Below are 24,591 nucleotides of genomic sequence, written 5' to 3'. Positions count from 1 at the left end.
ACGGGTGCGCCGTCAGGGACTTGAACCCCGAACCCGCGGATTAAGAGTCCGCCAGCGTCCGTGTGAACAAATCCAGCGGGACCCCGGGCTGTCTATCTACCAGCCATTTCACGTGGCGTCCGTACTAACCAGTGCAACGTCGTCTATCTGGTTTCGGGCTGTCTCCGCCCACCGATCGCCCACCCACCGCGCCGCGAGGACCACCCGATGAGCCCCACCCTTCCCCCCGACCAGCTCCTCGCCGCCCTGCGCGCCTGGGCGAAGGGCGGCCTCCGCGCCGAGGCCGCCGTCGAACTCCTCGCCGCCTTTAATGACGGCTACTGGATCCGCCGGATGGCGTCGACGCCCGACCGGCTCGACGTCCGCTACTCCGACGACCCCGAGTACGTCGGCGCCGGGCCCCCGGTGGCCGACATCCGCTGGCGGAACCTCGCCACCCGACCCCTCACGGCCTCGTCCACCGAGCACGCCGTCCTGCTGATTGCCTGCGCGATCGGCGGCGACACCCGCGTCGACCTTGGCAACGAGCTGACCCGCCTCGGCAGGCACGGCATCGAATGCGTGACCGCCGCTGTCCGGCACGCTGGCGGTGTCCGATGACGGACCTTCCCCGTCCCGCCTGGGCCGACCGGATCACCCCCGGGATGACGATCAGCATCCCCGTCCGCTCCCCACAGGGACACCTCCCCACCGACGGCGAGCAGATCACCATCCTTCAGACCCGCCCGGACGGCGACTACGTCCACATCCTCGGCATGACCGAGGCGGGCCCGTTCGCCCGCGGCTTCGACGACGTCGAGCCGGTGATCGTGCACGCCGAGCCGGAACCCGAGCCGGAACCCGAACTCTCACCCGCCGCTGCCGCGCTCGCCCGCGCGGTGGGCCTCACCACCCCGGCCCATCCCCGCGACGCCCCCCGTGGCCGTCTCCTCCAGGCTGCCGACGGCGCCGTCTGGGCCCAGGACCCGGCCGCGGGCCTCTGGTGGTACCCGCTCGACGGCCGATGGTGGGAAGGCCACCCCGACGACGAGCACGACCTTCAGTTCCTGCTGCCCTGCGGCATCCCGGGGGAGGAGTAGTGGTGGACGACTGCGCGTGCATCACCGTCGAGGCGGCACCGGCACCCGAGCCGGCCACCCGGCGCGCCTTGGCCGTCGAGCGGGCCGCCTCCGCCGACGACCGCCAGGCCCACGCCGCCGCGATCCTCGAACTGCGCCGTGAGCATGCCGCCGCGATCGCCGAGCGGGACCAGCGGATCGTCGCGCTCGCCGGCGAGGTCGCCGCGCTGCGCCGGCAGCTGGCCCACGCCCGCGGCGGCCCCGTCGGCGCGGCGCTGCTCGTGGCGGCCGCGCTGGCCGTGGGCTGGTGGCTGGTACGGCGGGCGGGGGTGCTGGGGTGGTAGGGAGCTTCACCGCAGCGTCGCACCGGCACCTGTGGACGCTCTGGCGGGGCGAGAAGGCGTGGCACTGGCTCGCCCTGTTCGCCGGCCACGCCCAGCCGATCGGCTACCGGAACCACTGGCACGGCCGCTACGAGTGGCAGCTGCACCTGACCCCAGTCCACCTGAGCCGGCACTGGTCGCAGTGGGAGGCCGGCGTCTGCTGGGGACGGCGGTCGCTGTACGTCAGGAGGCACAGGTGAGCGCCGTCGACCGGGCCGCCGAGGAGACCCACAAGGCACTCCTCACGGACGAGCCGCTCCGCGCGGCCGTCGAGCTCGCGCTCCGAGCCCCGACGCGAGACCCACGCTGGGCGGTCACAGCCGACGTGCTGGGCGCGATCGCTCCGCTGGTCGCCGCCCGGATCGACGACGCGCGGAACCGTGCGTACGAGGCATCCGAGCAGCGGTGGTCGGATCTGATCGCCGAGTTCCGCCGGATGATCCAGATCGTGCAGGGGCAGGTCGATCGCGCCCGGGGCGGCGCCGACGCCGGGCTGCTTGTCGAGGCGGTCAGTCTGCTCGCGGCCCGTTCCTGCGAGACATTCACCAGCGGTCCCGGGTCCTGCACTCGGTATCCGGGGCGGTTCGCCTACGCCCGTGATGGTGCGTCCTCCTGGTGCAACCCGTGTGTGGCGTGGGCCGCGGTGAATGGCGTGGCGCTCACTCATCAGGAGGCATCGCGGTGAGCGCCGTCGACCGGGCCGCCAGCCCACGTCCGGCCAGCGACGATCCTTCCGTGCTTGCGGTCCTTGCCGTCTGGGATCCCAAGGGAGACTTTCAGGACGACCCCGACGCCGCGCCGGTGATGCTGCGGTACGCGCGGGACGCTGTCGCCGCCGTGCGCGCCACGGCCGCCGCCGAGCGGGAGCGGGACCAGGCGTTGGCGGCGCTCGCCCGGATCGAGAACGGCGACTACCCGACCGTGGCCGAGGCTGCCGCTGTCGGCGCCGATGGCGGTCCGGACAGCCCGACCACTGCGCAGATCATCGCCGCCGCCGCGCGGCTCAACAACGGGGGGAACCGTGCCTGAGCTGGACACGGCCGCGCTCCGGGCGCGGTACGAGAAGGACACCACCCGCATCAACGGCCAGCAGGCCCGACGCGACATCAGCGCGCTCCTGACCCGCATCGGGACGCTGGAGGAGACGCTGCTCGCCGCCGCGACGCTGGTCTACCCGGATGACGACTGGGGGCCGCGGCCTCCGGGTGGCGGGCAGAGCTACGACTCCTACCTGTCGGAGAACGTCTACGAGGAGGCCGTCAGCGTCCGGGCCGCGTGGAAGAAGCGGGGGTGGCATCGTGGGTGACCCGCTGGACCTCGACGCGATCGAGGACCGTGCCGGCGAAGTCGACCCGCTCGGGGATATCCGGGCGCTGGTCGCCGAGGCCCGGCGGCTCCGCGCGCAGGCCGACGACGTCACCGCCGCCCGTGACGAGGCGGAGGAGTGGGCCGATCGGATCGCCCTCGCAGTCGCGCCCGTCGAGGAGATCGGCGAGCACAGCTCCGCGAACAACCCGTGGGCGAACGCGATCGAGGCGGCAGGTCGGCTCCGCCAGCGGGTCGCCGGGCTGGAGGTCGCGGTCGAACCCGACGGTGCGCGCCGCCTCGAACTCGCGAAGAAGCTGGCGGTCTCCGCTGGCAACCTGCTTCGCGTCGAACGTGACGACGCGCGGGCTCGTGCGGAGCGCGCCGAACGGCGGGTCGCCGATCTGGAGGCCGCCGCCTCCCGTCCGACCGTGGTCACGGACGCCATGGTCGCCGCCGCTGTCGACGGTGCGCTCGACCTCGTCTACGAGGCGTTCCCCGGGCCGCGCGGCCAGCTGAGTCACCGCCAGCACGACGCCCGCGAAGGTGTCCGCGATGAGCTGGGCGGCTACGACAGTGGCTGCCCGTTCTGCCGGCTCGCCGGCTCACATCCGTTGATCGCCGGTCCGGCTCGTGAGCGGGTGGCGCGGGCCATGCTGGAGGCCGCTGCCGCTGTGGGTGTGCCGCCGGCCGGCAGCCCCCGTGGGCGCGCCGAGGCGCTTCTTATCGCCGCCGACGCCGTCAAGGCACTGGAGCGGATCGCCAACTACGAACGGCCAAACGACGACGAAATGGCAACCCTCACCCGCGACTGCTCGCCAGGGGACGGCGAGGTCCTGCGCCGGACGATCGGGCAGGACCCGCAGAGCATCGCCGCCGCGGCTCTCGTCGATTTGCGCGAGCGTCACCGGGTGGCCGGCATCCCCACACCGTCAGACCCCGATGTGTTCGAGGCGCCGCCCGGGACCATGCTGCGGCGCGTGGGCCGTCTCGGCGCTACCGGAACCCTCTACCCGCGCGGCTCGCTGGTCGCCGCCGCGGACAACCCCTGCCGCGCCCTGTACGACGCGACGTGGCCGGTCACCGCCACACCGCTGCCGCGGTGCGAGCCGCACTGTGGCGCCGACTGTGCTGCGCCCACGGAATGCCCAGCACCGGACAGCGCAACGGAGACGTCCCGGTGAGCGCCGCCGAGGGTGCCATCCGCCGCTGCGACCACCCGGGCTGCGGCGCCACCTACGACGCCGCCGCCGTCATGACCGGGCAGGCCCGTGCCGATGGCTGGACCAGGTACACGTCCCGTGGTGAGCATTACTGCCCGTCGCACCAGGACAGCCCCGTACTCACCGCGCAGCGCGCGCTCCGCGACCGCTACGGCCTGGAGTGGAACCGCGTACTCGCGGACCTGCCGGGACGGTGGCCGCGAGAGGACATGGTGGACCTGCTGACGGCCATGCCCACCATGTCCGGGGTGTGGCGGCGGCTCGCCGTCGAGGTGTTGGACCTGCTCGACGCCGTGCCGGCCGGCAGCGTCCGCATCGAGTGGGGACACCGGCTCGACCCGGCGTTTCCGCGCTTGGACGAGTTCGACCCGGAGGACCGGGCCGAGGTACACCGCTGCCGGAAGGGTGGGCGGTGCGACCGGCCGATGATCAGAGCTCTCTACCCTGCGGTCCACGTCTGGCGGCTGGTACCGACCGGTGACATCCCGTGGCAGACAGGGCCGGCACCGGAGGTGACCCGGTGACCGCCGTGAAGTGCAAGATCGTCTACCACGACGACCCATTCTCCCCGCCCTCGGTTCTCGCCTACACCACCGACCGGACCATCGCCCTCACCGCGGCACGGCGCTGCTACGACCAGCACGGCTACGACGACGAGGCCGACGGCCCGCTGACCGCCGGCGAGCCGAGGCTCTGGCGTTGGGTACCGACGGGGCCCCACAGCACCTCCGACTACTCGCGCATGCTGCATCTCGCTAGCCGACCGGGTCGGGGTGTGTTCACGGCGATCGAGGTTCGGCCGGCACCGGAGGTGTCCCCGTGACGCCCTGCCCGGCCACCGTCGAGGAACTGGCCGCCGACGTGCAGGCACTGGAAGACCTGCTCGGTGACCTGTGGCTGTACGTCAACTGGCGGTGGATCACCACGCAGTTGACGACGCCGCAGAAGGAGCGGTTCGCGGACGCGGTCGAGGCGTCGTCAGCCCGGTTGAACGCCGGCACCGACGAGACGACGCATGTCGACCGCTGGTGGCGCGACGACGAGGAGACCGGGTGATGTCCCGTCCGGTTCCGCCCGTCCTGGCCGCCCCGTTCTCGGACAGCCCCACCGCGCAGCCCAGCCCGGCCCCGGTGTTGAGGCAGCGGGACCTGACCTGGCAGAACGCCGGGGAAACCGCCGGCCTCGACGACGAGGTCGGAGACGACGAGGAGACCACCACCGATGGTTGAGATCAACTTGGCCGGCCCGGACGCCCGGACCGCCATCCAGCACGGGGACATCGTCCGCTACGACGGACACCCAATGGTCGGCCCCGGCGGTGCCTGGCGCGAACTGCTCGGCGAGAACCCGCGGCCGGCGTGGGCCTACCTGCCCGACCGGCACGACATGGATGATCCCGATCCTTGGGCGCTCCTGACCGACCGCGAGGGGGTGTGGGATCTGTGGTGGGGCTGGGAGGATCTGCCGCCGCTGGTGACGCTCGTGCTCCGCGGGGGGATGCCGGTCGGGCGCGGGGAGGACCGTCCCTGCCCGGCGTGCGACGACGGCGTCGGGCCCTGCACCTGCGGTCTCGACGACGAGGAGAACGACACCGATGGCTGACCCCAGCCTGACCATTACGATCGACGCGGCCAAGCTCGCCCGGGAAGTTGCCGCCGAGCTCCACCGGCTGAAGAACGCACGGATCCGTCGGATCTGCGACGAGCTCGCCGCCGAACGCGCCGCCGAGCAGAACGCCGCCGACGGGTTGGACGACCAGGACGGGCCCGCCGTCCGCGCACGGCTCTACGCCGAACTCCACGACGGCCCCGTCCTCACCTGGGCCCATCTCCCCAGCGGCGGCTGGCGCTACGTCGGCCTCGACGGCTGGCACCGCGACGACTTCGACGGCGCCCCCGACTGCACCGTTGAGGAGCTGATCCCGCTGGGCTGGGTGGAGATCCCGGCCAGCGCCATCCCGGCCGCCGGCGAGGAGAAGATCAGTGGCTGACGTCGAACAGCTCGCGGACCTCCTCGCCGACCTCGACCGTGACCCTGACGGCTACACCACGAACGGCACGGTCGCCGCGATGATCCGTGCGGCGTGGGGGCCTGACGCCCCGGCCGACCCGGATGCGTGGGAGCCGTGCGAGTGCGGATGCAACGAGGCCGCCGAGTGCCCGTGCGACGAGCCGGCCCCAGCCGAGGAGACCGAGGGCCACAAGTTCACGGTCACCTCCGGACACGGCGGCACCGGCTGGCACTGCGCGACCTGCGTGTGGACCGGCGTCGATGTGGGCAGCGAGGCCGCAGCCCGACGGGAGCACGCCCGGGTGGCTGCAGACATCACTTCCGGACGTCTCGTGCCCGCCCCGGCCGAGGAGACCGATCGGTGATCAGCCCCGACTTCTACCTACCGCCGAACCCGCCCGAGGATCCCGAGGTTCCCCACTGCCCTGCCTGTCTGCATTCCGTGGTCGCCCACAGGCCGACGGGAGGGTGCGGCGTTGAGCGCATCGGCGGCGACGTCATCCATCTGTGCGAGTGCACCCGCACCTACATCAGCTTCTTCGAGGCCCCGGCCGAGGAGACCAGCGAGGAGCAGAAGCATGGCTGACCAGCCTGCCGCAACCGAACCGCGCGCCGCCGGACCCACCTGGGCCAACAGCGACTACGACCTGCTCGACGCCCTCAGCGCCCGCTTCGAGCAGCTGATCCACGACGAGGCCGCCACCTGGGAGGTGGATTTCGACGCCGGACCCGGCGCGGTGGTCGGCGTCCCCGACGCGGCCCGGGTCATTGCCAGGCACGTCCTTGGGAAGCCGGAGCATGTCCGGGTCGGCCCGGCCGAGGAGACCGCAGGTGCGTAGCCCGATCATGAAAGGTCGCTGCATCGACTGGCGATACGAGCTGGGTAGAGCACGCACCCGAGCAGCCATGAAGATCGCCTGGCGCCTCCCCCGGTGGCTCGTCTACTGGGCCAGTATCCGGCTCATATCCCACGCCACCACCGGCCGGTACGGCACCACCGTCGTCCCCGACCTGACCGCGGTGGACGCCCTGAGTCGCTGGCTGGCAGCCCCGGACGGAGATGCCAGCGCCGCCCTCGACGGAAGCCAGGTCATGGTCATGTGCCCGATGACGCACCTACCCGAGATGGCCTGCGACACCTGCGGCAAGCCGGTGGAGACCAGCGCCGAGGAGGCCCCCCGATGATGCCTGCCGCGAAGACGCCGCCGCCGGACCGCCGCCCGTACCAGCCGGCATCCGCCGCGACCAGCGACCGTGTCGTCTACACCACCCCGCCGTCCGGGCAGGTGGTCCGCGAGGTGCTCCGCCAGATCGGCTGGCACGGATTCTCCGGCGCGTTCTACAGCCTGGGCGAGGAGCCGATGCGGCACGAGCCGTCCGGGTTCGCGCCGGTGTGGCTGACGGTGGACAGTCAGCCGATCGCGCCGCCGGACGACGCCGAGGAGGCCGAGCGCCGTGGCTGAGCTGACCACCGACCAGAAGATCGACTACCTGTGGGATCGGAGCCTGTCCCGTTACGTGGACGTGTACCGCGTCGGCCTGGGCGACGACCTGCACCGGCTCCGCTGGGCCGGGCTCCACGCCCGAGCCGCCGGTATCTCCCGGGGCCGGTACGTCCGCCGGCATCTCGCCCGTACGCTCCGGCTCACGCTGACCCGGCGGAGCCACCGCGGGGTCTGGCAGGCCGAGCCCGCCGCGTGGGCGACGCCGGTCCTGTGGCCGCGGGCGCCGCGCGGGCTGACCGAACGGTCGTGCCGGCGCCGTGCGTTGCGGATGTACGCCCGGGCCCTGGCGGAGGCGTCCCGTGCCGACACCTGATCTGCCGCGCCGCCGGCTCGCCGACCTCGACTGGGTGATCACCCCGTCGGGCGGCAGGCTTCACCACACCAGCCAGCCCGACCATCTCGCCGAACAGTTGGAAGACAACGGCTACCTCGACAGCCTCGCCACCGGCGGCTACACGGTCGGATTGGACTGCGGCCGGCAGGCAGCCCGGGTTGACATTCCTGGGGTGCTGTCCCGCATGTCCGTGCCGCGTTGCGCCCGCTGCTGCACGGCCACCGGTATGCCCCGCGGCCTCGGATCACCGAGGAACGACCCTGCCTGCCAGGCGCTGCTCGGCCTGAACGAGGAGACCTCTCATGCCACCTGACCCGTCCGGCCCGACCGTGCTGATCAGCATCCGGTCCGAGTCCGGGGAGACCGCCGGACGTGCGCTGCACGAGCTGATGCGCACCGTCAACCAGATCAGCTCGATGCCCAGCATCACGACTGTCCGCGCGGAGATGGTGCCCGCCGCCGGTGTGGTCGATGTCGCCGAGCTGATCCGGGTTGCCGGCAAGCTGGTCGACCTTGACAGGGACATGACCGCGCGGGCATCTACCAGCCTGCCGAACCTGATCGGCGAGTTCCGCCGGGCGCTCGGAGAGGACGATGGCCGTGACGACTGATCGGCGGGCGCGTCGCCTGATGGAGATCCACGCAGGGGCGGTTCCGATTGCCCTGTGGCCGGCGTTGCGCGACGCGCTGGTCGGCGCCGCCGACGAGCTGGGCATACGGCTGTCTCTCATGCCGGTGGGTCCGGCGGACGGGCCGATGGTGGACCTGGACGCAGTCGAGGTGTTCCGGCTCCGCGCCCGGGTCGCTGAACTGGAAGCGCAGGCTGCGGCCGAGGAAACCGCGCTGGCATTCGAGACGACCTGCACCGGCTGCGGGCAGGCGTGGGCCATCGCCTACGACGAGCGGCTCCGCAGGGACGCCGCCGAGGCTCGGCTGGCCCGGGTGTGGGCACGGCTGGACGATCTCCCGGAGATCGGGGGGCCGCCCTACGCGCACCCGCGGTTCGCGGCTGGCTGGCTGGCTGGCCGGGACATGCTCGCCGCGATGGTCCGGAGCGCCCTCGACGCCGACGGCACGACGGTCAGCCAGCCGCCCGCACACTGACGAGCCCGGCGGCGGTCCGGACACACTGGGCGGCCCCTGCCGCGGTGAGAACCAGACCGCGGTCCGTGCGGGCGAGCAGGCCGCGGTCGATCGCCTCCTCCACGGCGGGCTCGAGCCGATGTCCGCGTACCCCCAGCCGGCCGGCGATGGCGGTCTCGTCGACTCGCGCGTCCTCCGCGCGGAGGGCGGGGGTGATCACTGCGACGATTGCCAGCCACAGCTCCGCGGCCCTCGGCGTCTCGGCCAGCACCCGGGATGACCACGCCCATCCCTGACCGGTGACCAGCCACCGGCCCGCGTCCAGCGTGAGCAGCCCCTGCCCGGCGAGCAGCGCCAGACGCAGTGCGAGCAGCGTCCGATCCGCGCGGCCGGCGGGGGCATCGAGCGCAGAGGCGAGCGTGCCCAGGGTGACGCCCCTGGGCTGGGCGAGCAGGTGTAGCGCCGCCCACAGCTCGCGGCGGGAGATCCCGGTGTCCGGCCGGCGGTCCCGCGCCGACCCGAGCCCGGGCAGCTCACGGCGGGTGTAGATCGTGCCGGCGGACAGGCGCATCGCGCCGAGCATGCCCAGTCCCGCCAGCGAGTCCAGCGCGGCGCCGATCGCGGCCTCCTCGGTCGCGAGGCGGTCCGCGACCGCACGGGCGGTGATTCCACGGCCCCGCGCCTGGCCGAACCCGGCGAGCACTGCCCGGTGCAGGTCAGCGGCCCGCACGTGGCCGAGGGGCCGGGTCACGACCCGGTCCGTGCGGATGCGGCGGCGGGCAGCACCCCGGCGCGGGCGGCGGCAACGATCTGCTCCCAGATGGACGCGGGCAGGATCAACATGGTGCCGCCGGCCGCGACGGTGACGTGACCCTCGGGCCGGCGGACCGCCGCTCCGGTCGGCCCCCAGTAGATCCACTCTCCGTCCGGGCCCGCTGTCTGCTGCCTGGTCGTGGCGGTGGCGGCGAGGCCGTCCCAGTCGGGGGCGGGCATGGTGAGCGCGTGCTCCACGCCGGTGTACCGCCAGCGGACCAGCACGCCGTCGCCGTCGCGGGCGAACTGGCAGGCGGGCGCGGCGGGGGTGGACCTCCAGGGCATGATCTCTCCGGGGTGGGGTGGTCAGGGCCTGCCCGCCCGGCGTCGAGCAGCAGGCGGGCAGGCTGATCAGGGGATGTCCCCGCCCGCGGCCGCCCGTGCCGCGGGCGGGGACGTGGATGGCCTGCCCGCTGCGCGGACCGACAGGGGCAGGCCGGTCTCGGGGTCGGTCAGACCGTCGCGGGCGCCGGCGCGTCGGACGCGCCGCGGAGCAGCAGCTCGGCGCGGGCCTGGACCTGCGCGGCGGTGAGGACGCTTACGCCACGGTAGGTGCCTGTGGTGTAGGCCCGAATCAGGTCCACCAGCAGCACACCCATCCGCGTCACCGCGACGTCCAGCCCTTTCATGTCGTCGTCGGTCGGGGCGAGCTCGCCGAGCAGGACGCTGTGGATCACGGCGGTGATCTGCGCGATCTCCTGCCCCGCCGACGCCGCAGCCTGCTGGTAGCGGGTGCACTCGGAGTGCAGCACGTCCACCTGCGACTCGGACAGCCCGAGCCTGGCGCGGTCGTACACCTCCTGCCCGAACAGGTTTTCGGGCAGGACGGTGAGCACGGACATGGGGAGGAAGGCCATCAGAACGCCACGCCGAGCTGGTCCCGGTCGAACTCGCCGCTACGGACGCCGGCGACGAAGGCGTCCCACTCGTCGTCGGTGAACGCGAGCACGGGGCCCGCCGGCTCCCTCGAGTGGCGCACCGCGACCCCGCCGAGCGACAGCCGGGCGGCCTCGACGCAGGCCCGCTCGCCGTCGCTGTAGCTGCTCTTGCGCCACGCCGCCTCGGGCGGGGACACACTGTCAGTCATGATCACTCCTGGGGTGTGTGGGCTGCCCTCCCCGCGGTGAGACGCGGCGGGTGAGCGTGCGCCGACTAGGCGGCGCGGCGCGACCGCGGGCCGCGGGGAGGGCAGCGGGGGTGTCCCCAGCTCGGAGGGTGCTGGGGACGATCAGGGGCCGGGCAGATGGACGAGGTGGAGCGGGACCACCGCGGCATCCGCGAGGCCGGAGAACCGGGCGGCATGCCGCTCCGCGGCGGCGGGCGTGCCCCAGGCGCCGTGGATCTCCTGGTCCCCGGTGGCCCACCGGATCAGCACCGCGTAGAGGACCAGCGTGCCCTGCACGATCTGGTCCTCGGCCAGCCCGGTCCAGACCACGCGGGCGGGGAGGAGCTCCCGGCGTGACGGCGCTGGCACGCCGGGCCCGTCTCCCCGCCCGGTGATCTCAACCGGCCTGGGGTGGGACTCCTGCATCAGCCGTACCTCCCCGTCGTGGCCGGCTGACCTGCCGGTCTCCACATGACACACTGCGCACCAGACCTGAGACAGACTGCAATGCAAATACATCCATGCAATGCAGATCCACACAGCCCGTGCGGCCGGTCGGAGGGGAGCCACCGTGCACACTGGACCCGGACCGGAACCCCGGCCAGCACTCGACCAGCTCATCGCCCACATCGCGGCGCTACGCAAGGCCAGAGGCCGGGCGGCGAGCTGGTCAGAACTGGAAAGGAGAACCGGCGCGCTCCGCCAGGCGCTGTCAGCGGCCGGCAGCGGGCGCCAGCCCGGCGGTCGGGTGTGGGCCATCCCATCTGAGGGCACGATCATCGCGTTGGATCAGGGACTACGCGCAGGTGGAAGCGTGTTCGCGGCCTGGGTCCAGGCCCGCCGCGAGGACGAGGAGATCCAGCTCGCCAGGATCGCCGCCAGCGCATTCCCCGGGATGGGTGGACTACCCCCGCATCCGGGGCGGACAGTGGACGCGACGCGGGAGGTGATAGAGATGGACCCGAGCCGGCGGCTCTTCACCGGTGGGCTATCCGCTACGGCAGTACTCGCGTTCGCGGGCACCGTGGACGAGCAGCTCCAAACGTACCGACCCAAGATCACGGATGTGGCGGACGCGGAAAGCGCCTTGGCCGACCTCGAACGGCGAAGGACCACGGCCGCCCCCGCTGACCTGTTCCCACCCGCTTTCGACGCATGGAAGGCCGTGGAGGAGATCCTCGGGCGGCGTGTCCACCCCTCCTACATCCCCAAGTTGACCTTGCTTGCGGGGACGCTGGCTGCCGGCTTGTCCACCGTGGCGGCGTTCGCGGGTGACGATCGGACCGCTCGCGTCTTCGCTGGCATCGCCGAGGTCCACGCGACCGCAGCCGGTGAGCCGGTGCTCCAGGCTCGCGTGGCAGGCATCCGGTCATGGCAGGCCCTCGACGCCGGCCTGGCGCTCACCGCCGCAGACATCGCGGCGGAAGGCCGCCGCCGCGCCGTGCCCGCCGACCAGGCCAGGCTCGCCGGCTACGAGGCAGAAGCCGCGGCTGTCGCCGGCCAGTACGACCGCGCAGACGCGGCCCTCGCGGTCATGCGCGACGGTCGGCGGGCCGCAGCAACCGGGCATCCGGCGATCGAGTGGGAGGATGCCAACGAGGAGCTGTTCACCGCGCTCGCCGCATCGACTACCCCAGGGCGGGGCCGCCTCGCTACGGAGGCCGGCACGCGCGCCGTGGACAGTTTCCGTGGGCCGTGCCAGGGCATGGCGCTGGCCCACCTGGCGGTAGCGTTCGGCCGCCTGAAGATGGACCGTCCCGACCCGGGTGCCGCGGCGGTTTCGGCTCTCGCCGCGTTGAATGTCGTCGCCACGGCGCCGAACGCCGAGGTACATGACCGCGCCCGCAGACTCTCGGCGGAGCTGGTGCCGTGGCAGGGAGAGCAGGCCGTGGCGGAGCTGGGCCGCCGGGTCGCCGCCGTCTGAGCCGCGCGTGCCGGTTACAGATCCGGCACGCTTGCTCCCCGTCCGCGCATGTCGGGGTTACTCTCCCCGTCGTACCGGCAGAGACGGCGGGACGGAGGGCACGGTGGGCTGGGGTAAACCCAAAGATCAGGGCGGCGGATCGTCGGGCACGAGCGGCCGAAACGTCGACAAGCGGGGTAACACGGGCGGCGGATCCAGCACCGGCCGGTCCGGCACCAAACGCGGCGGCAAAGATCATTCGATTGACCATGAACACACCGAGGACAAGGGCGCGCTGACCTGCCCGACCTGTCTTGGTGCCGGCGAGGTTGACCGGCCACTCAGCGAAGCGGACGAGGACGGCAACTTCTCCGGTGGCCACCGGAAGAAATGCGGCCGGTGCGATGGCACAGGAAAGGTCAACAAGAAATGACCGAGCCCGCGCCGGAGCCGGCCGAGGAGCTGATGGTCACGGAGATCCGGATCTGGTGCAAGAAGTGCCGGCGACGCCGGGGCGCCGCGCTCACCGGCCGAGGCACCGAACCCGGACGGGTGAACTGCACGCACGGCGTGACGCTGTACGCGCCGGGGCATGGTCCTGGCGAGGCGCCTCCAGATCCGACGACGCCGGAGGAACGCCGCCGCGGGGCGGTATGACCGCCGTCCGCCCCTTCTGCGGTGCGTGTCGGCGTGCCGCTGGTGCCCGCCGTGTCCGTGCCATGCGGGGCGCGGCCGGGCTGCCAGTGGTCGGGGCTGTGGCTCCGGCCTGCCCTCGCCACGGTGCGGCGAGGATCCCCGTCGATCGGGTACGGCTGGACCTGTCGTCGCCGGAGGAGCGCCGCGAAGGCCCGATCTGAGCCACCGGCACCGTCGGAGTGTCACCGCCCGGGAGGTCTGATCCCGGGCATGCCGAAAGCGCCCCGGCCACCCGCGTGAGATGCGGGTGGCCGGGGGCGCGCTGGCGTCTGGGGTCAGACGGTCGGCTCGTCCGGGGACGGCTCCGGCGTCGGCTCCGGGGCGGGCGGGTTCGCGACCGCGTCGACCCGCGCGACCAGCTCGTCGACGCGCGAGAAGTCGAGCGGCTCGCCTGCGGCGACCTGCGCCTTCAACGTCTCGATCTCGGCCGCGATCGCCGTGATGTCCTCACCGATGGCGGTGACGGCGGCGTCCAGCTTCTCCTGGTTGGTGGCCATGGTGGCGACCTTTCGTTCGAGGGTTGCGACCGTCCGGCGGGACGGCCACGGGGGGAACCGGGGTAGGCGCATCAGTACGCCGCCCGGGTGTCGTCGGCCGGTGGGCGGGCCGCGCGGGGGCTGACCTCGCCGCGGTGGCCGATGCCGAGCGCCGCGGCGACGAGCGCGAGGATCGCCGCGTCCGCGCCGGGCGGGATGTCCACGGCGAGCAGGACGAACGCCGACACGAGCGCCTGGATCACCGCGTAGATCAGCGCCGGTTTGAGCGGTGCCGTCCGCCAGCCCGTCACCGCGGCGAGCACGGCCGCCGTGATGGCCAGGATCGCCGCCTGCCATCCGGGGGTGAGCGTGTCCGGCCACCACAGGGCGGCCAGGCTGACGGCGGCGGCGATGACGGCCTGGGTGCCACCGGCGAGCGCGGCCGGCTCACGGGCGGGCAGGGGGAGCGCCGCGGTGGCGGGCGCGGTCTCGAGGTAGGGCATCAGGAGCCTCCGGATGGAGTCGGGGTGACGAGGGAGGCGAGGTGGGCGCCGGCGGCCTGCATCAGCCGGGCCGTGTCGAGCGCGTCCAGCCGGGTGAGAGCGTCGGACAGCTCGTCGAGGGTGGGCGGCGCCGGAGCCGGGCCGAGCTGCTGGCGGACCGCGGCCACATCCGCGCTCACCCGCGACGTCCACGCGACCAGCGGCCCCTCGGCGCCGAGATGGTCGCCGATGCGGTGCAGCTCAGCGAGAGCCTGGCCGTCCCGGGCCATCCCGAACGATGAGCGGAGCACCAAGAGGCCGAGGGCCTCGCCGAGGCTGCCGAGGTTGACGTCCTTCATCCGGACGGGCAGGCCGCTGTCCGGGTCGGTGGTGACGAGCTGGCGCATCTGCGCGGTGAGCAGGTTCGCGAACGCGGGTGCGCCATGGTCCTCCCACGCCTTCCAGTCGTCGGCGGTCCACTGGCTCGGGCTGGGCATGTCGTCCTCCGGCGCTGCGGGTGGGGGTTTGAGGGTGCCGAAGGCGGCGGCGAGGATGTCCCGGCGGCGTCCGGCACGGATCGGCCCGGGGCAGGCGTGGCCACCCCACGCCGTGCCGCCCATCTGGTGGGTGCCGAGGCCCCGGCCGTCGGGGCTGTCGGCGAGCTGGAGCGGCCAGCCGAACGCGCGCACACCCCAGGCCATGAGCTGGCCGAGCGCGCGCACCTGCGCGGCCGTGTAGTCCTCCTCCGGCCGTCCCTCGCACTCGCAGGAGATCCAGTGCGGGTTGCCGGCGGCCTGCGCCCACGCTCGCTGGTCGAAGGGGACGTACTGCTCGAAGTCGCCCGCCCGGGACAGCCACAGGTGGGAGCTGACCTGGCTGGCGGCGTTGTCGAACCAGCCGAACAGCGAGCCGGTGCCCACCTGGACGTGCGCGATCAGACCTCGGGTCGGCTGGATCATCGCCCCGGACCTGTTGCGGACCGGGCGGTAGCGGGCCGGCGGGTAGAGCACGGGTGCGCCCATCAGCGGTCCCCGTACCGGGTGCGGCAGTCCACCGGCGCCGGGATCGCCCGCAGGTACTCGTCGTAGGCGACTTCCTCGGCGCGCAGGTAGGCGACGATCGGGGAGAGCACCGGGCCCGGCGCGTCGACCTGCTCCGCCGCGAGCATGAGCGCGTGCGTGTCATCCCTCAGCGCCGTGTTCTTCGTGCGCAGCGCGGCGTTCGACTGCTGCGACTTGGTGCATGCCTCGATCAGCCCGGCGTAGACCTTGTCGAATCGGGCCGCCTCCCGGCGCTGCTGCGTCCACGCCGCCAGCACCACGGCGGCGACCACCACGAGCGCGGCGGCGGCGACGATGACCCGAGTTCGGATCTGCCCCCGCAGAGCGGCGGACTCGTCGTCGAGACGGGTCTGCGCGGTCTCGTCGACCTCCTCGACGCGGCTGGCGGCCTGCTCGGCGCGCCGGTTGACCTCGGCGAGCTCGGCGCGGACCTCACCCAGCCCGGCGGTGATGCCCTCCGTCGACCGGGCGAGATTTCCGCGTTCGGCGGTGAGACGCTCGACGGCGAGCCGGAGCCTGCGCACTTCGTCGATGTCGTCGTGGGGGAGATCTGGCGTGGATGGTTCGGTCACGGCCGCCTCCTCATATCGGTGTGGATGTAGGCGGCGAGCTCGTCGATCACCTGGTCATGGGCGCGGAGCCGTGCGGCGAACAGGCTCGCCGCACGGTCGGCCTGGCCGAGGACGGCATGCAGCCGGGCCAGCAGATCCGCTGACACCGGCGGCAGCGCGACGGGCCGGCTCACCGCCTGCGCTCCCGGGCGAGCAGCCGCAGATACTCGGTGTTGACCTCGGTGCTGCGCACCAGCGCCTCCCCTGCGCTCGTGAGCGCGGGCACCGTCCGATCCCGGGTGAACGTGTACGCCTCGTCGAGCGCCTCGCGCAGTGCCGCCACCTCTGCCGTCAGCCGGTCGATCTCGTCCGATCGAGCCGTCAGCTCGCGGGCGTGCGCCGCTTCGATCCGCCGGATGACCCAGTAGGCCCCGAGGATCGCCAACACGGCCACCAGGCCGAAAGGTCCCTGTTTCGCCAACTGGCCGAGAGGGTCGGCTCCACCCGTCTCCGTGGCGGCCCAGATCGCCAGCATCAGCCGCCCCGCTCCAGGCCATGACGGTCACGCACTGGCGCGGTAGGCGGCGAGGTACGCCTGCGCCGCCTTCGGGTTCGCCGGCGTGCTGGTCATGCCCATGATCGACATACGCTGTTGATCATCATCGTAATAGCACTCGATCAGCGGCACGCCCGTGGCGACCGCCTCACCGAAGACCTTGACCATGTTCGCGATGAAGCTCGGGTTGTCCCCGCCGCCGTTACCCGCCGCCGGGTTGTTGCCGTCGCACGCCCATTCGGCGACTGCGAATCCCTTCCCGGCCGCGCGCGCGAGGTCGAGATACCAGCGGACCCCGTTGACCTTCCGGGACTCGACGTCAAAGTCGACCTTGTTGGCGCCAGCGGTGCCGCCCGGCGACGGCGGGTAGTGGTCGTAGTAGTCGACGCCGATCCAGTCGACGACGTCGTCGCCCGGGTAGATGTTCCGCGGGTCTCCGGCCGGGAACTTCCCCGCGCCGAACCCGGGCGAGCCGTGGCCGTTCGGCACCCAGGCGAACCGCGCCCCCGGGTACACGCCGCGCACCGTGGCGACGAACCGCCGATATGTCTGGATGTACTGCTCGTACGTCTGGAAGTGCTGCTCCGAGCCCTTCACCGTGCCGCCGGGGCCACCCCAGTAGTGCATGGCGTTGTGGTTGGCCTCCCACCCCGGGGAGAAGACCGGCCGGGCGAACCCTGCGGTCTCGCGCGCTGCCCAGTTCCGGCCGAGCTGCTGCCACTGGCCGTCGTAGTCGCCGCGGACCGCCGCCGCGTAGGTGTTTCCGCCGCCCTGCGGGAAGAACGGCATCTGAACGATCAGGACGATCGTCTTGTCTTTCCACGCCCCCGGCTGGCCGGACGTGGCGCTGATGAGCGGCCCCCAGCCGGCCTCCCGGGTTGGGTAGCAGAGCGCCGCCGTGATGGGCCTGCCGCGCCACGTGCCGAACCTGAGCCCGGTGTCCTGGCTGTTGTTGTTCGGGTTCCCCCCGGACAGCCAGCGCGCGGTCGTGCCCGTCCCTCCGCCGCCGCCCGGTCCCGGGTCGGTCGGCGTCCCGGTGCCGAAGGCCAGGACCTCGAGCCCTTGGAGGCAGCCGCCGTTGACCACGGTCACCAGCGTCACGGTGAGCCGGCCATCCGAGCCGACCGTCGTCGACACCTCGCGCACCACGGGCCGGTACAGGCCGCCAGCCAGCGCCACCAGGTCGACGTCGTCGAGCGCCAGCACGCCCTGAACGGCCACGTCGAACTTCCGCAGCCCAGGTCCGATGTCGCCCGCGTAGCTGTCGGCCATGTGCAGCCGTACGGCGGCCGCGCCCGGCGGCAGGCCGGTCAGCACGTACGAGAACGACCCCCACCGCTCGGTCTCGAGCACGAGGTCGGCCCCGTAGTGGCCGGCGCCCTGCCCGCTGGCGGTGCCGCCGCTGTACGCCCGGTCCGCCTCCCACGCGATGCCGGCGACGGTGACGGCCGGGCCGCCGCAGTTGATCCGCACCGTCGAGGTCGGCGTCGGCCCGCCCGGGTCCGGGTCGGGATCGGGATCGGCCGGCGTAGTCCAGGGGTGGGCGGTCATCCAGTCGGCCAGCGCGGCACCGGCCCGCGCGGCGTACTCCGGCCACGTGGCCATAACGCCTCCAAGGGAGGGAGAAGGGGGAGGTCAGGAGGCGATGCGGAACACGGAGAGCTGGCTCGCGCCGTCGGCGACCGACGTGTTGATGGTGCCGCCGGAGTTCTGCCAGGCCGTGAGCTCCAGATACTCGCCGGAGTTCAGGAAAGCCACCCGAAGGCCCATGTCGAGAAACGCCTCGACGCCGCCGGTTGGGGCGCCGAGCGACGCCGCACGGAGGGTGTTCCCGTTACGCTTGTACTTCCCGAACCGACTGCCATTCGCGTTGGCAGTGAACGTCACCACTCCACTGACCGCATACCAGCCCGAGGTGTTCGCGGTTACCCGTGTCGGGGTCAGCGCGCTCCACATGTTGTCGACATTGACCTCGGCGGTTCCGAACGTGATCGGAATGTCCGTTGTTGTGATGATGCCCTGCTGGGCGGTCTGCCGGACGTGACAGATCCCCCCCGAGTTGAACTTGAGGAAGTTCAACATGTCGCTGATCTCGTTCATCTTCGCCGAGGTCAGAAGCTCGTTTGTCCACGTACGAATAGACGGCACCGTAGCCATCTCAGGCCCCCAGGAACATGATGGTCATCCCGCTTCCGGCGTCCGCGATCGACGTCTTCAAAGTCGAGCCCGAGTTCTGCCGTGCGCGGAGCTCGACGTAGTCGCCTGTGGCGAGGCGGCCGATCCAGGATCCGACGGGGATAAACGCTTCGATAATCCCGGCCTGGGCGGGCCGCAGCGTCGTTGCCAGCGTCTCGGGTGAGCCGCCACCGCCGTTTTTCATCAGCTTCGCCGCGCGGAAGCCGGTGGCGTTGGCGGCGAACGCCACCTGACCGGACAGCAGGTAGACGCCGGACGTCTTTACCATGTAGCGGGAGAGATTGTCCAGGTCGGAATGACCGCCATCCCGGTCCACCTCTTCGTTCTGGAACGTGATCGGGTAGTCCGAGTTCTCGGGGATGTCCTGGGTCTGGGTTTGGCTCAGCTCGCAGAACCCGCCGTTGCGGTAGGAAAGGAACGTGAGGAACGACGAGTATTTGTTCATCTGCACGGATGTCAGATAGCTGTCCGGCCATGTGATGGCCGAGGGGATCGTCGCCATTCAGTACCACCCGAGCTGGCACTCGGCCGCGCCGAGGAGACTTAGATTCGTGCCCGTGTCGATCTCACCCATCTTGTGTAGCACCGCGGACCATGGGGACAGGCCGAGGGTGTAGGTGGTGTTCCGTGGGCCGCCGTCCATCCGTGACTCGATGCTCTCCACGAAGGCGTCGAGGGACTGCCATGGGGCGAGCCCTGGCAGGCCTTGGACGCTCACTCTGTCGCCGATCTCCAGCGTGAGGACGATCGGCCACAGGGTCGGCCGGGCTCCCGGCTGGAGCTGGAGGGAGGAGATGCGGGTGCGGTTGTCCTTACGAGTCGCGACGCGCCACTGGCCGAGCGCCGCCGCTTCCTCGTTCGAGGTGACGGCGACTTCGAGGTCGTCGGCGGGCTTGAGACCGTAGCGGCGGATCGACGTCGCGTCCGAGGCGACGGTCGCCGCGCCTTTCGTCCTCGTCACCTTGATCGAATTCTCTATGAACTGATCATCCTTTTTCGGGGTGAAATCCTTGGCGGCGATCGGGGTGTTGTCTGCGGCGCGGAACGTCGCCTTCACCGGCTCGTTCACCCGGAAATGCCGGTTCCGCATCACCAGCTTTCCCGCGCCATCGATATACACAACCGCCGAAGTTTGCTTGGCGATATCCTGGATCTGAGAGAGGGCCGTGGTCTGCGCCCACGACCGGTTCATCATCTCGGACAGGCCGACATCGACGCGGGTCCACGCGTCCGGCCAGCCGACCAGATTCGAGATCCCTCCGATCCGGTTACCATCCGTCTCACCGCCAAAGTTCCCGAGGCGGCCAACGACCGAGTGGGCTAGCACGCGGCTGTCGGTCAGATCCCGTTTCCAGAACGCGATATGTGCGATCTTGTTTCGCCATGCGTACTGGAGGCTCCGAATACCGGACTGGTAGAATCCGCCGATCCAGATCCGATCCGGTACCCCGTTCGTGTAGGGGCTAGTCGACAGGGAAACCGACAGCATTTCGGCGCTGCCGGCGATGCGCAGCTTGAGAGTCCCCCACGCACCGCCGGTCGGGCTCCACACGATCGCGATCGGGAGCGTGGTCCCCGTCCAGCCGAATGTGCTGGCGAGCAGCGTCGCGGTGGGGCTGTGAAGCGTTATCGTGCCATCGACCTCATGCTGAAGCTGAAGACCGGAATGACCTTCGCTGCCGCCGCCGTAGCGTGCGGTCCGGAAAAGGACGCGGGTCTCGGGCGGCGGGTCCTGGGGGAGCGCGGTCCAAATCTCCATCGTCCAGCCCGTGAACCCGCCCGACAGGACATAGGGGTTCGCCGCCGGCACAGCGGACAGGTCGAGGACGTTCCCCGCGCCGTTGATGATCTCGGACGGGTTGAGGTCCAGCCAGCCCTGCCCGTCGTCTGCGGTTTTTCCTGTGTCCAGGACGGGTGCGGCGCTGTCCCCACCGAAATCGGTTCCCAGGCTGCCGTACTTGGACGTGGCGAGAGTGATGACTCCACCATCCCCGGCGATGCTCCCCGCCCGCGTCGAACCCTTCTCCTCGTTCAGGCGGAAATAGGCGTCGGGCGCGTCGAGCATGATTTCCGCCGGCAGCGGGGGGAGGAGGGGACGGCCGAACCATCCGAACGCGTCGGTGGCCTGAACCTCGACCTCACTCCAGCGGCCGTTGGAGTGGATCGACTGCTGCCACGTCTCGGTGGTTCCCGTCCACTCCGGGTAGAGCACCCCGCCGACTCGGCGGAGCAGGACCAGCCGCCGGCCAGAGTCGATGTTGCCCAGGTACGGCGCGGGGGCAGCCGACCCGTCGGGGGTGAGGTAGCCATCGGCGTTCTTCAGCGTCACGGTGCAGGTGGACGCCTGCACCTGGCCGAGCTCGTCATTCCTGCCACGCTTCCAGGTGTGGGAGCGGACCCGGCCGGCGAGCAGCGTCCCCAAATGATCACAGGTGAACGTGTCGTACCAGTGCACCTCGCCCACGGCCACGTTCGCGATCGACAGGTCCACGCGGAGCCGGGACACGGACACCCCGGTGGGCGCTTGGCCGACGACGGCGACGGGCCACCACTGCCCGGCGATCTCCGGCACGGTGCACGTGGCCGTGGTCAGTGTTCCCAGCGCGGCGGTCTGGAACGTCATCGTGATCTGCGCGGTGCGCGCGGTCGTGCCCGGCCGCAGGTAGAGCAGCGCGAGGTACCAGCGGCCCGCGGTCACGCTGCCGACGGCGGACTGCCAGAACACGGCGAGCGGCCCCGTCGAACCGGTGCGGGTCAGCTGCGTTGAGCTGGTCCCGGCGTGCACGAGCCCGCCCGAGACGACCACGTCCACCGTGTTGGCGTTCGCGTGGTCCCAAGTGTTGCCGCCCTCCATCGTCGCGTCGTTGCCGGTGGCGATCGGGCAGTCGAGCGGGTCCTTGTCGAACGACAGGAAGCACAGGAGGTCGGCGACCGTGCCGGCGCTCGGCACCCCGACGACCTGCTCGGTGAGGATGTTGATCGCGCCGAACTGGGCGCTCCCCGGGCTCGCGGGTGCGGCCCCCCAGTAGCCGGACAGCAGGCTCACGGACACGGCCGAGGTCGTGATCCCGGCCGCCGCGGTCCGCCGCGTGGTCCACGTCGCCGAGTCGGGCGACGTCGCCCAGGTGATCGTCCCGCCGGTCTCGGACATCCGCCACCAGCGGTGCGCCGCCGGGTCGTAGGGGATCGTCAGATCCGAGGAGGTGCCGACCTGCTGCCGCATGGTCAGCACCTGCGCGCCGCTGGCGTCGGCCTCGACGAGCATCTCCAGCCGGTTACCAGAACCGTCCATGATCTGTACGACGGCCTGGGTGGTGCTCTGCTGCGGCCGGGTCGCTCCCGCGTTCGCGAGGAAGTTGTCGCGGACGTACCCACCCCACGTGGTCGTGGTGGTGTAGTCGGCCGCCGTGATCGCGTTCGAGTCGTACCAGTTCCCAAAGAGGAACGCGCAGACGCCGCCGAGGTTGATGCGGGACGCGAGCTGACCCGCGAGGGCTGTCGCCGCGGCGCCGCCCCAGGCCGGGTTGTCCACCCCGGGACCGTTGTTGATCCCGAACTCGGTTTCGATGATGACGTGACGCTGGCTCGACCCGCCGGTCGCAGCAGTCCACGTGGCCGTGGACCAGGTCTGCCCTGGGGAGTCGTTCGGGTAGTCGTGGCGGGCGAACGCCACATTGGCCCGACCGCTACCGGTCAGCGTCGCATCGAGGGCCTCGAGGTTCGTGAACGCGGTGTCGTCATAGTCATGCGCCCACGTCGTCGGGTCGATGATCAGCAGGCCGCGGTAGCCGATCGACGTGCGGAAATGGGTGATCGTCGCGGCCATCGCCGTGTACCAGTCGGCGGCGCTGACGTTGTTCGGTTCGTTGAACGGCTCGTACAGCGTCCACGGGTCTGTTGGGCCGATCGCCGAGGCCACGGCCGTCATGAGAGGGAACGTCAGGTTGTAGTCGGTCGCCCAGGCGGCGCCCTTGTGCGTGCCGTCGAGCGCGTCCCACCAGCAGAAGCAGGTGAGAAGCCCGGCGGCCTGCGCGGCGTTCCGCCAGCCCACGGCCTTCGCGACGTACGCGGCCTGACTGGTGGTGTCGAGCCCGTTCCAGTAGTCGGCGAAGAGTCGGATGCGGAGGTAGTTCGCGCCCCAACTGCGCAGCGTGGCGCAGATCTGATCCCGGGCCGCGTACTGCTGATCGCCGAGCGGGTCGGGGCCGACGATCGGGTCCTGCACACCCCACACGGCAACCCCAGCGAGGACCATCCGCGGCCCGGTCAGCGAGCCCTGGCGCAGCTGCGAGGTGGTGGAGGTGATGTCCGCGACCGGGGCGACCGCGGCGATCCCCGCCGTCGGCGTCTCCAGCACGGAGACGGCGACCTGGCTGCCCCGCATGTCCAGCCCGGTCGCGCTGGTGACGTGGCCGTACGACCCGGTGCAGGGGATGGTGAGCGTGCTGCCCGCCTCGGTGGCGCCGGCGACGTCGACCCAGGGAGGGTTGTCGACGATCCCGTTGTCGAAGTCGTCGCGGACGTCGCCCGTGTAGGTGGCCGCGCCGGCGCCGATGCCGTAGGGGCCGAGCCCGTAGACGCCCTGGCCGTAGGCGCCCATCAGTTCGGCGCGATCGTCGTGACGGTGCCGGCCGGGCTGGTCCAGACGAGCGCGCCCGCGCTGCTGGTGAGGGCCCCGGCGGCGCCCGTGCCGGTACCGATGCGGAGGCTGGGCGCCCGGTCGTTGAACCAGCGGTACGGGTTGGTCGTCGAGCCGGCGAGGGTGGCCGTGGTCTGGGTGGTGGACACGTCCCACATCCACACGTGCGCGGTCGTCAGGTCGGCGCCGCCGTAGACGATCGGGAAGGCGGGGGTGCTGACGGTGCACGACCGCTGCTTGACGCCGTGCGCGGCCAAGCGGGCGCCGTTGTCAATCTTGAACAGCCCGATCGAGTTTGCGATGTTCGCCGAGGTCAGGAACGATCCGACGAGGGTCGTGTTCGCCATGAACACGCTCGTCGACGCGCCGTACAAGCCCACCAGCCCCGAGAAGTTGGTGACGGGCTCCAGGCCCTCCATGTGCAGGCCGAGGAAGCTGACGCCCTCGCAGGTGGAGAGCACGACGGAGCTGTCCTGATGCCGTGAGTGCTCAATATTGATCACCGACAGGACCGAGTCGCTCATGTTCTGCAACCGGATGCCGCCGACGGCGAGGTTCCGCACGCCCGCGGACGGGTTGTTGTGGGTGTAGATGTTCGCGAAGTAGCTGCCCGTCGAGGTGTTGCTGATGGCGACCAGGTCGAGGGCCCACCCGGAGTAGATGACGACCTCGATGTCCTGCACCGTGCATGACGCGAGGTAGGTGTTCCCGCGCCCCTTCGCCAGCCCGATGCCGGTGTAGCAGTTGGAGATGTGCAGCCGCTCCAGCCGGCAGATGAACGCGTTGTGCAGCTCCACCGCGACCGCGCTCGTGCCGCTCTGCGCCGTCGAGTAGGTGATCCGCAGGTCCGACAAGGCGTTCCCGCCGGTCGCGAGGCGGATCACCGGGGTGTTGCTGGCCGTCTGCGTGATCGTCGTCGACCGGTCCGAGTCCCCGGACAGCTTCACATTCGGCGGCACGTCGAGATAGGCGCTGATCGAGTGGTTGCCGGGGCCGAGCCGCACCAGCCCCCCGCCCGCGGTCTGTGCCGCGTTGAGCGCGGTCTGGATGGCGCTGGTGCGGTCCCCGGACGCCCACGGCACCCGCACCATGCCGGCGCCCGCGTCGAGCTCGTTGACCGCACCGAACAGGGTGCTCAGCTGGCTGTTGTTCGCCGCGCCCCACACGTCCCCGGCCGAGGTGCCGACGGGGGTATACGTCCAGCTCACAGGG

General features: G+C 71.5%; 42 protein-coding genes. 26 read left to right on the top strand and 16 right to left on the bottom strand.

The features are described 5' to 3' along the window. The first annotated feature begins 207 nt into the window (after positions 1 to 207). Genes AC6EXY_RS15440 through AC6EXY_RS15330 form a run of 23 tightly spaced genes read left to right on the top strand, consistent with a single transcriptional unit; the run spans position 208 to position 8,922 of the window. Positions 208 to 600 carry a hypothetical protein gene (locus AC6EXY_RS15440; protein ID WP_499842352.1) on the top strand — a complete coding sequence of 131 codons (393 nt, stop codon included), beginning with the start codon at positions 208 to 210 and terminating at the stop codon, positions 598 to 600. Next, positions 597 to 1,079, top strand: a complete 483-nt coding sequence (locus tag AC6EXY_RS15435) for a hypothetical protein (RefSeq protein ID WP_499817124.1) — start codon at positions 597 to 599, stop codon at positions 1,077 to 1,079. The genes AC6EXY_RS15440 and AC6EXY_RS15435 overlap by 4 nt, the downstream gene beginning before the upstream one ends. A gap of 2 nt (positions 1,080 to 1,081) precedes the next feature. Beyond that, entirely contained in the window at positions 1,082 to 1,402 is a 321-nt protein-coding gene (locus tag AC6EXY_RS15430; protein ID WP_499817125.1) for a hypothetical protein, read from the top strand. Continuing rightward, entirely contained in the window at positions 1,396 to 1,641 is a 246-nt protein-coding gene (locus tag AC6EXY_RS15425; RefSeq protein ID WP_499817126.1) for a hypothetical protein, read from the top strand. The genes AC6EXY_RS15430 and AC6EXY_RS15425 overlap by 7 nt, the downstream gene beginning before the upstream one ends. Then, positions 1,638 to 2,126, top strand: coding sequence for a hypothetical protein (locus AC6EXY_RS15420; RefSeq protein ID WP_499817127.1), 489 nt, complete (start codon positions 1,638 to 1,640; stop codon positions 2,124 to 2,126). The genes AC6EXY_RS15425 and AC6EXY_RS15420 overlap by 4 nt, the downstream gene beginning before the upstream one ends. Further along, entirely contained in the window at positions 2,123 to 2,470 is a 348-nt protein-coding gene (locus AC6EXY_RS15415; protein ID WP_499817128.1) for a hypothetical protein, read from the top strand. Before AC6EXY_RS15420 ends, AC6EXY_RS15415 begins: the two co-directional genes overlap by 4 nt. Further along, positions 2,463 to 2,747 (top strand): hypothetical protein, encoded by a 285-nt coding sequence (locus tag AC6EXY_RS15410; RefSeq protein ID WP_499817129.1) that lies wholly within the window; start codon positions 2,463 to 2,465, stop codon positions 2,745 to 2,747. The genes AC6EXY_RS15415 and AC6EXY_RS15410 overlap by 8 nt, the downstream gene beginning before the upstream one ends. Beyond that, complete coding sequence (locus AC6EXY_RS15405; protein ID WP_499817130.1) at positions 2,740 to 3,930, top strand: hypothetical protein; 1,191 nt, start codon at positions 2,740 to 2,742, stop codon at positions 3,928 to 3,930. Before AC6EXY_RS15410 ends, AC6EXY_RS15405 begins: the two co-directional genes overlap by 8 nt. Beyond that, positions 3,927 to 4,493 (top strand): hypothetical protein, encoded by a 567-nt coding sequence (locus tag AC6EXY_RS15400; RefSeq protein WP_499817131.1) that lies wholly within the window; start codon positions 3,927 to 3,929, stop codon positions 4,491 to 4,493. Before AC6EXY_RS15405 ends, AC6EXY_RS15400 begins: the two co-directional genes overlap by 4 nt. Beyond that, positions 4,490 to 4,792 (top strand): hypothetical protein, encoded by a 303-nt coding sequence (locus AC6EXY_RS15395; protein ID WP_499817132.1) that lies wholly within the window; start codon positions 4,490 to 4,492, stop codon positions 4,790 to 4,792. The genes AC6EXY_RS15400 and AC6EXY_RS15395 overlap by 4 nt, the downstream gene beginning before the upstream one ends. Next, positions 4,789 to 5,025 (top strand): hypothetical protein, encoded by a 237-nt coding sequence (locus tag AC6EXY_RS15390; protein ID WP_499817133.1) that lies wholly within the window; start codon positions 4,789 to 4,791, stop codon positions 5,023 to 5,025. The genes AC6EXY_RS15395 and AC6EXY_RS15390 overlap by 4 nt, the downstream gene beginning before the upstream one ends. After that, the gene (locus tag AC6EXY_RS15385) at positions 5,025 to 5,198 is read left to right on the top strand and encodes a hypothetical protein (RefSeq protein ID WP_499817134.1); all 174 of its coding nucleotides are present in this window, start codon (positions 5,025 to 5,027) and stop codon (positions 5,196 to 5,198) included. Before AC6EXY_RS15390 ends, AC6EXY_RS15385 begins: the two co-directional genes overlap by 1 nt. After that, a complete protein-coding gene (locus tag AC6EXY_RS15380) occupies positions 5,191 to 5,571 on the top strand; it encodes a hypothetical protein (protein WP_499817135.1) in 381 nt (126 codons plus the stop codon). Before AC6EXY_RS15385 ends, AC6EXY_RS15380 begins: the two co-directional genes overlap by 8 nt. Further along, positions 5,564 to 5,959, top strand: a complete 396-nt coding sequence (locus AC6EXY_RS15375; RefSeq protein WP_499817136.1) for a hypothetical protein — start codon at positions 5,564 to 5,566, stop codon at positions 5,957 to 5,959. Before AC6EXY_RS15380 ends, AC6EXY_RS15375 begins: the two co-directional genes overlap by 8 nt. Continuing rightward, the gene (locus AC6EXY_RS15370; RefSeq protein ID WP_499817137.1) at positions 5,952 to 6,344 is read left to right on the top strand and encodes a hypothetical protein; all 393 of its coding nucleotides are present in this window, start codon (positions 5,952 to 5,954) and stop codon (positions 6,342 to 6,344) included. The genes AC6EXY_RS15375 and AC6EXY_RS15370 overlap by 8 nt, the downstream gene beginning before the upstream one ends. Next, positions 6,341 to 6,565, top strand: coding sequence for a hypothetical protein (locus AC6EXY_RS15365; RefSeq protein ID WP_499817138.1), 225 nt, complete (start codon positions 6,341 to 6,343; stop codon positions 6,563 to 6,565). Before AC6EXY_RS15370 ends, AC6EXY_RS15365 begins: the two co-directional genes overlap by 4 nt. Beyond that, positions 6,558 to 6,818 carry a hypothetical protein gene (locus tag AC6EXY_RS15360; protein WP_499817139.1) on the top strand — a complete coding sequence of 87 codons (261 nt, stop codon included), beginning with the start codon at positions 6,558 to 6,560 and terminating at the stop codon, positions 6,816 to 6,818. The genes AC6EXY_RS15365 and AC6EXY_RS15360 overlap by 8 nt, the downstream gene beginning before the upstream one ends. Further along, positions 6,811 to 7,164 (top strand): hypothetical protein, encoded by a 354-nt coding sequence (locus tag AC6EXY_RS15355; RefSeq protein ID WP_499842351.1) that lies wholly within the window; start codon positions 6,811 to 6,813, stop codon positions 7,162 to 7,164. The genes AC6EXY_RS15360 and AC6EXY_RS15355 overlap by 8 nt, the downstream gene beginning before the upstream one ends. After that, positions 7,161 to 7,442 carry a hypothetical protein gene (locus AC6EXY_RS15350; protein WP_499817141.1) on the top strand — a complete coding sequence of 94 codons (282 nt, stop codon included), beginning with the start codon at positions 7,161 to 7,163 and terminating at the stop codon, positions 7,440 to 7,442. The genes AC6EXY_RS15355 and AC6EXY_RS15350 overlap by 4 nt, the downstream gene beginning before the upstream one ends. After that, a complete protein-coding gene (locus tag AC6EXY_RS15345) occupies positions 7,435 to 7,797 on the top strand; it encodes a hypothetical protein (protein ID WP_499817142.1) in 363 nt (120 codons plus the stop codon). Before AC6EXY_RS15350 ends, AC6EXY_RS15345 begins: the two co-directional genes overlap by 8 nt. Next, positions 7,784 to 8,131, top strand: a complete 348-nt coding sequence (locus AC6EXY_RS15340) for a hypothetical protein (protein WP_499817143.1) — start codon at positions 7,784 to 7,786, stop codon at positions 8,129 to 8,131. Before AC6EXY_RS15345 ends, AC6EXY_RS15340 begins: the two co-directional genes overlap by 14 nt. Continuing rightward, on the top strand, positions 8,121 to 8,429 hold the full coding sequence (locus AC6EXY_RS15335; RefSeq protein ID WP_499817144.1) for a hypothetical protein: 309 nt from the start codon (positions 8,121 to 8,123) through the stop codon (positions 8,427 to 8,429). Before AC6EXY_RS15340 ends, AC6EXY_RS15335 begins: the two co-directional genes overlap by 11 nt. Further along, positions 8,419 to 8,922, top strand: coding sequence for a hypothetical protein (locus tag AC6EXY_RS15330; protein ID WP_499817145.1), 504 nt, complete (start codon positions 8,419 to 8,421; stop codon positions 8,920 to 8,922). Before AC6EXY_RS15335 ends, AC6EXY_RS15330 begins: the two co-directional genes overlap by 11 nt. Here the strand turns inward: AC6EXY_RS15330 and AC6EXY_RS15325 are convergent. The 5 genes from AC6EXY_RS15325 to AC6EXY_RS15305 form a co-directional block, all read right to left on the bottom strand. Beyond that, complete coding sequence (locus AC6EXY_RS15325; RefSeq protein ID WP_499817146.1) at positions 8,900 to 9,652, bottom strand: hypothetical protein; 753 nt, start codon at positions 9,650 to 9,652, stop codon at positions 8,900 to 8,902. The two genes, AC6EXY_RS15330 and AC6EXY_RS15325, sit on opposite strands and share 23 nt — an antisense overlap. Next, complete coding sequence (locus AC6EXY_RS15320; RefSeq protein ID WP_499817147.1) at positions 9,649 to 9,999, bottom strand: hypothetical protein; 351 nt, start codon at positions 9,997 to 9,999, stop codon at positions 9,649 to 9,651. Before AC6EXY_RS15320 ends, AC6EXY_RS15325 begins: the two co-directional genes overlap by 4 nt. A gap of 167 nt (positions 10,000 to 10,166) precedes the next feature. Further along, complete coding sequence (locus AC6EXY_RS15315; protein ID WP_499817148.1) at positions 10,167 to 10,571, bottom strand: hypothetical protein; 405 nt, start codon at positions 10,569 to 10,571, stop codon at positions 10,167 to 10,169. Beyond that, positions 10,571 to 10,801 (bottom strand): DUF397 domain-containing protein, encoded by a 231-nt coding sequence (locus tag AC6EXY_RS15310; RefSeq protein WP_499817149.1) that lies wholly within the window; start codon positions 10,799 to 10,801, stop codon positions 10,571 to 10,573. The genes AC6EXY_RS15315 and AC6EXY_RS15310 overlap by 1 nt, the downstream gene beginning before the upstream one ends. Before the next feature lie 141 nt (positions 10,802 to 10,942). Further along, on the bottom strand, positions 10,943 to 11,245 hold the full coding sequence (locus AC6EXY_RS15305; protein ID WP_499817150.1) for a hypothetical protein: 303 nt from the start codon (positions 11,243 to 11,245) through the stop codon (positions 10,943 to 10,945). A gap of 145 nt (positions 11,246 to 11,390) precedes the next feature. Here AC6EXY_RS15305 and AC6EXY_RS15300 point away from each other — a divergent pair, with 145 nt between their 5' ends. The 3 genes from AC6EXY_RS15300 to AC6EXY_RS15290 all read left to right on the top strand — a co-directional run bounded on the left by AC6EXY_RS15300 (position 11,391) and on the right by AC6EXY_RS15290 (position 13,379). Then, complete coding sequence (locus AC6EXY_RS15300; protein ID WP_499817151.1) at positions 11,391 to 12,743, top strand: serine/threonine-protein kinase; 1,353 nt, start codon at positions 11,391 to 11,393, stop codon at positions 12,741 to 12,743. A 103-nt stretch (positions 12,744 to 12,846) separates the two neighbouring features. After that, positions 12,847 to 13,155, top strand: coding sequence for a hypothetical protein (locus AC6EXY_RS15295; protein WP_499817152.1), 309 nt, complete (start codon positions 12,847 to 12,849; stop codon positions 13,153 to 13,155). Then, on the top strand, positions 13,152 to 13,379 hold the full coding sequence (locus tag AC6EXY_RS15290; protein WP_499817153.1) for a hypothetical protein: 228 nt from the start codon (positions 13,152 to 13,154) through the stop codon (positions 13,377 to 13,379). Before AC6EXY_RS15295 ends, AC6EXY_RS15290 begins: the two co-directional genes overlap by 4 nt. A 314-nt stretch (positions 13,380 to 13,693) precedes the next feature. Here AC6EXY_RS15290 and AC6EXY_RS15285 read toward each other — a convergent pair whose 3' ends face one another. The 11 genes from AC6EXY_RS15285 to AC6EXY_RS15235 all read right to left on the bottom strand — a co-directional run bounded on the left by AC6EXY_RS15285 (position 13,694) and on the right by AC6EXY_RS15235 (position 24,587). Further along, on the bottom strand, positions 13,694 to 13,915 hold the full coding sequence (locus AC6EXY_RS15285; RefSeq protein WP_499817154.1) for a hypothetical protein: 222 nt from the start codon (positions 13,913 to 13,915) through the stop codon (positions 13,694 to 13,696). 71 nt (positions 13,916 to 13,986) lie between these two features. Then, complete coding sequence (locus AC6EXY_RS15280) at positions 13,987 to 14,397, bottom strand: hypothetical protein (protein ID WP_499817155.1); 411 nt, start codon at positions 14,395 to 14,397, stop codon at positions 13,987 to 13,989. Beyond that, positions 14,397 to 15,398, bottom strand: coding sequence for a peptidoglycan recognition protein family protein (locus AC6EXY_RS15275; protein ID WP_499817156.1), 1,002 nt, complete (start codon positions 15,396 to 15,398; stop codon positions 14,397 to 14,399). The genes AC6EXY_RS15280 and AC6EXY_RS15275 overlap by 1 nt, the downstream gene beginning before the upstream one ends. Then, positions 15,398 to 16,009 (bottom strand): hypothetical protein, encoded by a 612-nt coding sequence (locus AC6EXY_RS15270; protein ID WP_499817157.1) that lies wholly within the window; start codon positions 16,007 to 16,009, stop codon positions 15,398 to 15,400. Before AC6EXY_RS15270 ends, AC6EXY_RS15275 begins: the two co-directional genes overlap by 1 nt. Beyond that, on the bottom strand, positions 16,006 to 16,182 hold the full coding sequence (locus AC6EXY_RS15265; RefSeq protein WP_499817158.1) for a hypothetical protein: 177 nt from the start codon (positions 16,180 to 16,182) through the stop codon (positions 16,006 to 16,008). Before AC6EXY_RS15265 ends, AC6EXY_RS15270 begins: the two co-directional genes overlap by 4 nt. Next, positions 16,179 to 16,523 (bottom strand): hypothetical protein, encoded by a 345-nt coding sequence (locus AC6EXY_RS15260; RefSeq protein WP_499817159.1) that lies wholly within the window; start codon positions 16,521 to 16,523, stop codon positions 16,179 to 16,181. Before AC6EXY_RS15260 ends, AC6EXY_RS15265 begins: the two co-directional genes overlap by 4 nt. A 27-nt stretch (positions 16,524 to 16,550) precedes the next feature. Further along, positions 16,551 to 18,149, bottom strand: a complete 1,599-nt coding sequence (locus AC6EXY_RS15255; protein ID WP_499817160.1) for a malectin domain-containing carbohydrate-binding protein — start codon at positions 18,147 to 18,149, stop codon at positions 16,551 to 16,553. Positions 18,150 to 18,179: 30 nt separating this feature from the next. Then, positions 18,180 to 18,644, bottom strand: a complete 465-nt coding sequence (locus tag AC6EXY_RS15250; RefSeq protein ID WP_499817161.1) for a hypothetical protein — start codon at positions 18,642 to 18,644, stop codon at positions 18,180 to 18,182. A 58-nt stretch (positions 18,645 to 18,702) separates the two neighbouring features. Next, entirely contained in the window at positions 18,703 to 19,242 is a 540-nt protein-coding gene (locus AC6EXY_RS15245) for a hypothetical protein (protein ID WP_499817162.1), read from the bottom strand. After that, positions 19,243 to 23,340 (bottom strand): cellulase family glycosylhydrolase, encoded by a 4,098-nt coding sequence (locus AC6EXY_RS15240; RefSeq protein ID WP_499817163.1) that lies wholly within the window; start codon positions 23,338 to 23,340, stop codon positions 19,243 to 19,245. It abuts the gene before it with no gap. Further along, positions 23,340 to 24,587: a hypothetical protein gene (locus tag AC6EXY_RS15235; RefSeq protein WP_499817164.1), complete on the bottom strand. Its 1,248-nt coding sequence runs from the start codon at positions 24,585 to 24,587 to the stop codon at positions 23,340 to 23,342. The genes AC6EXY_RS15240 and AC6EXY_RS15235 overlap by 1 nt, the downstream gene beginning before the upstream one ends. Positions 24,588 to 24,591 lie beyond the last annotated feature (4 nt).

Source organism: Frankia sp. RB5 (assembly GCF_059816245.1).
This window is presented reverse-complemented; position numbering and strand designations above follow the sequence as displayed.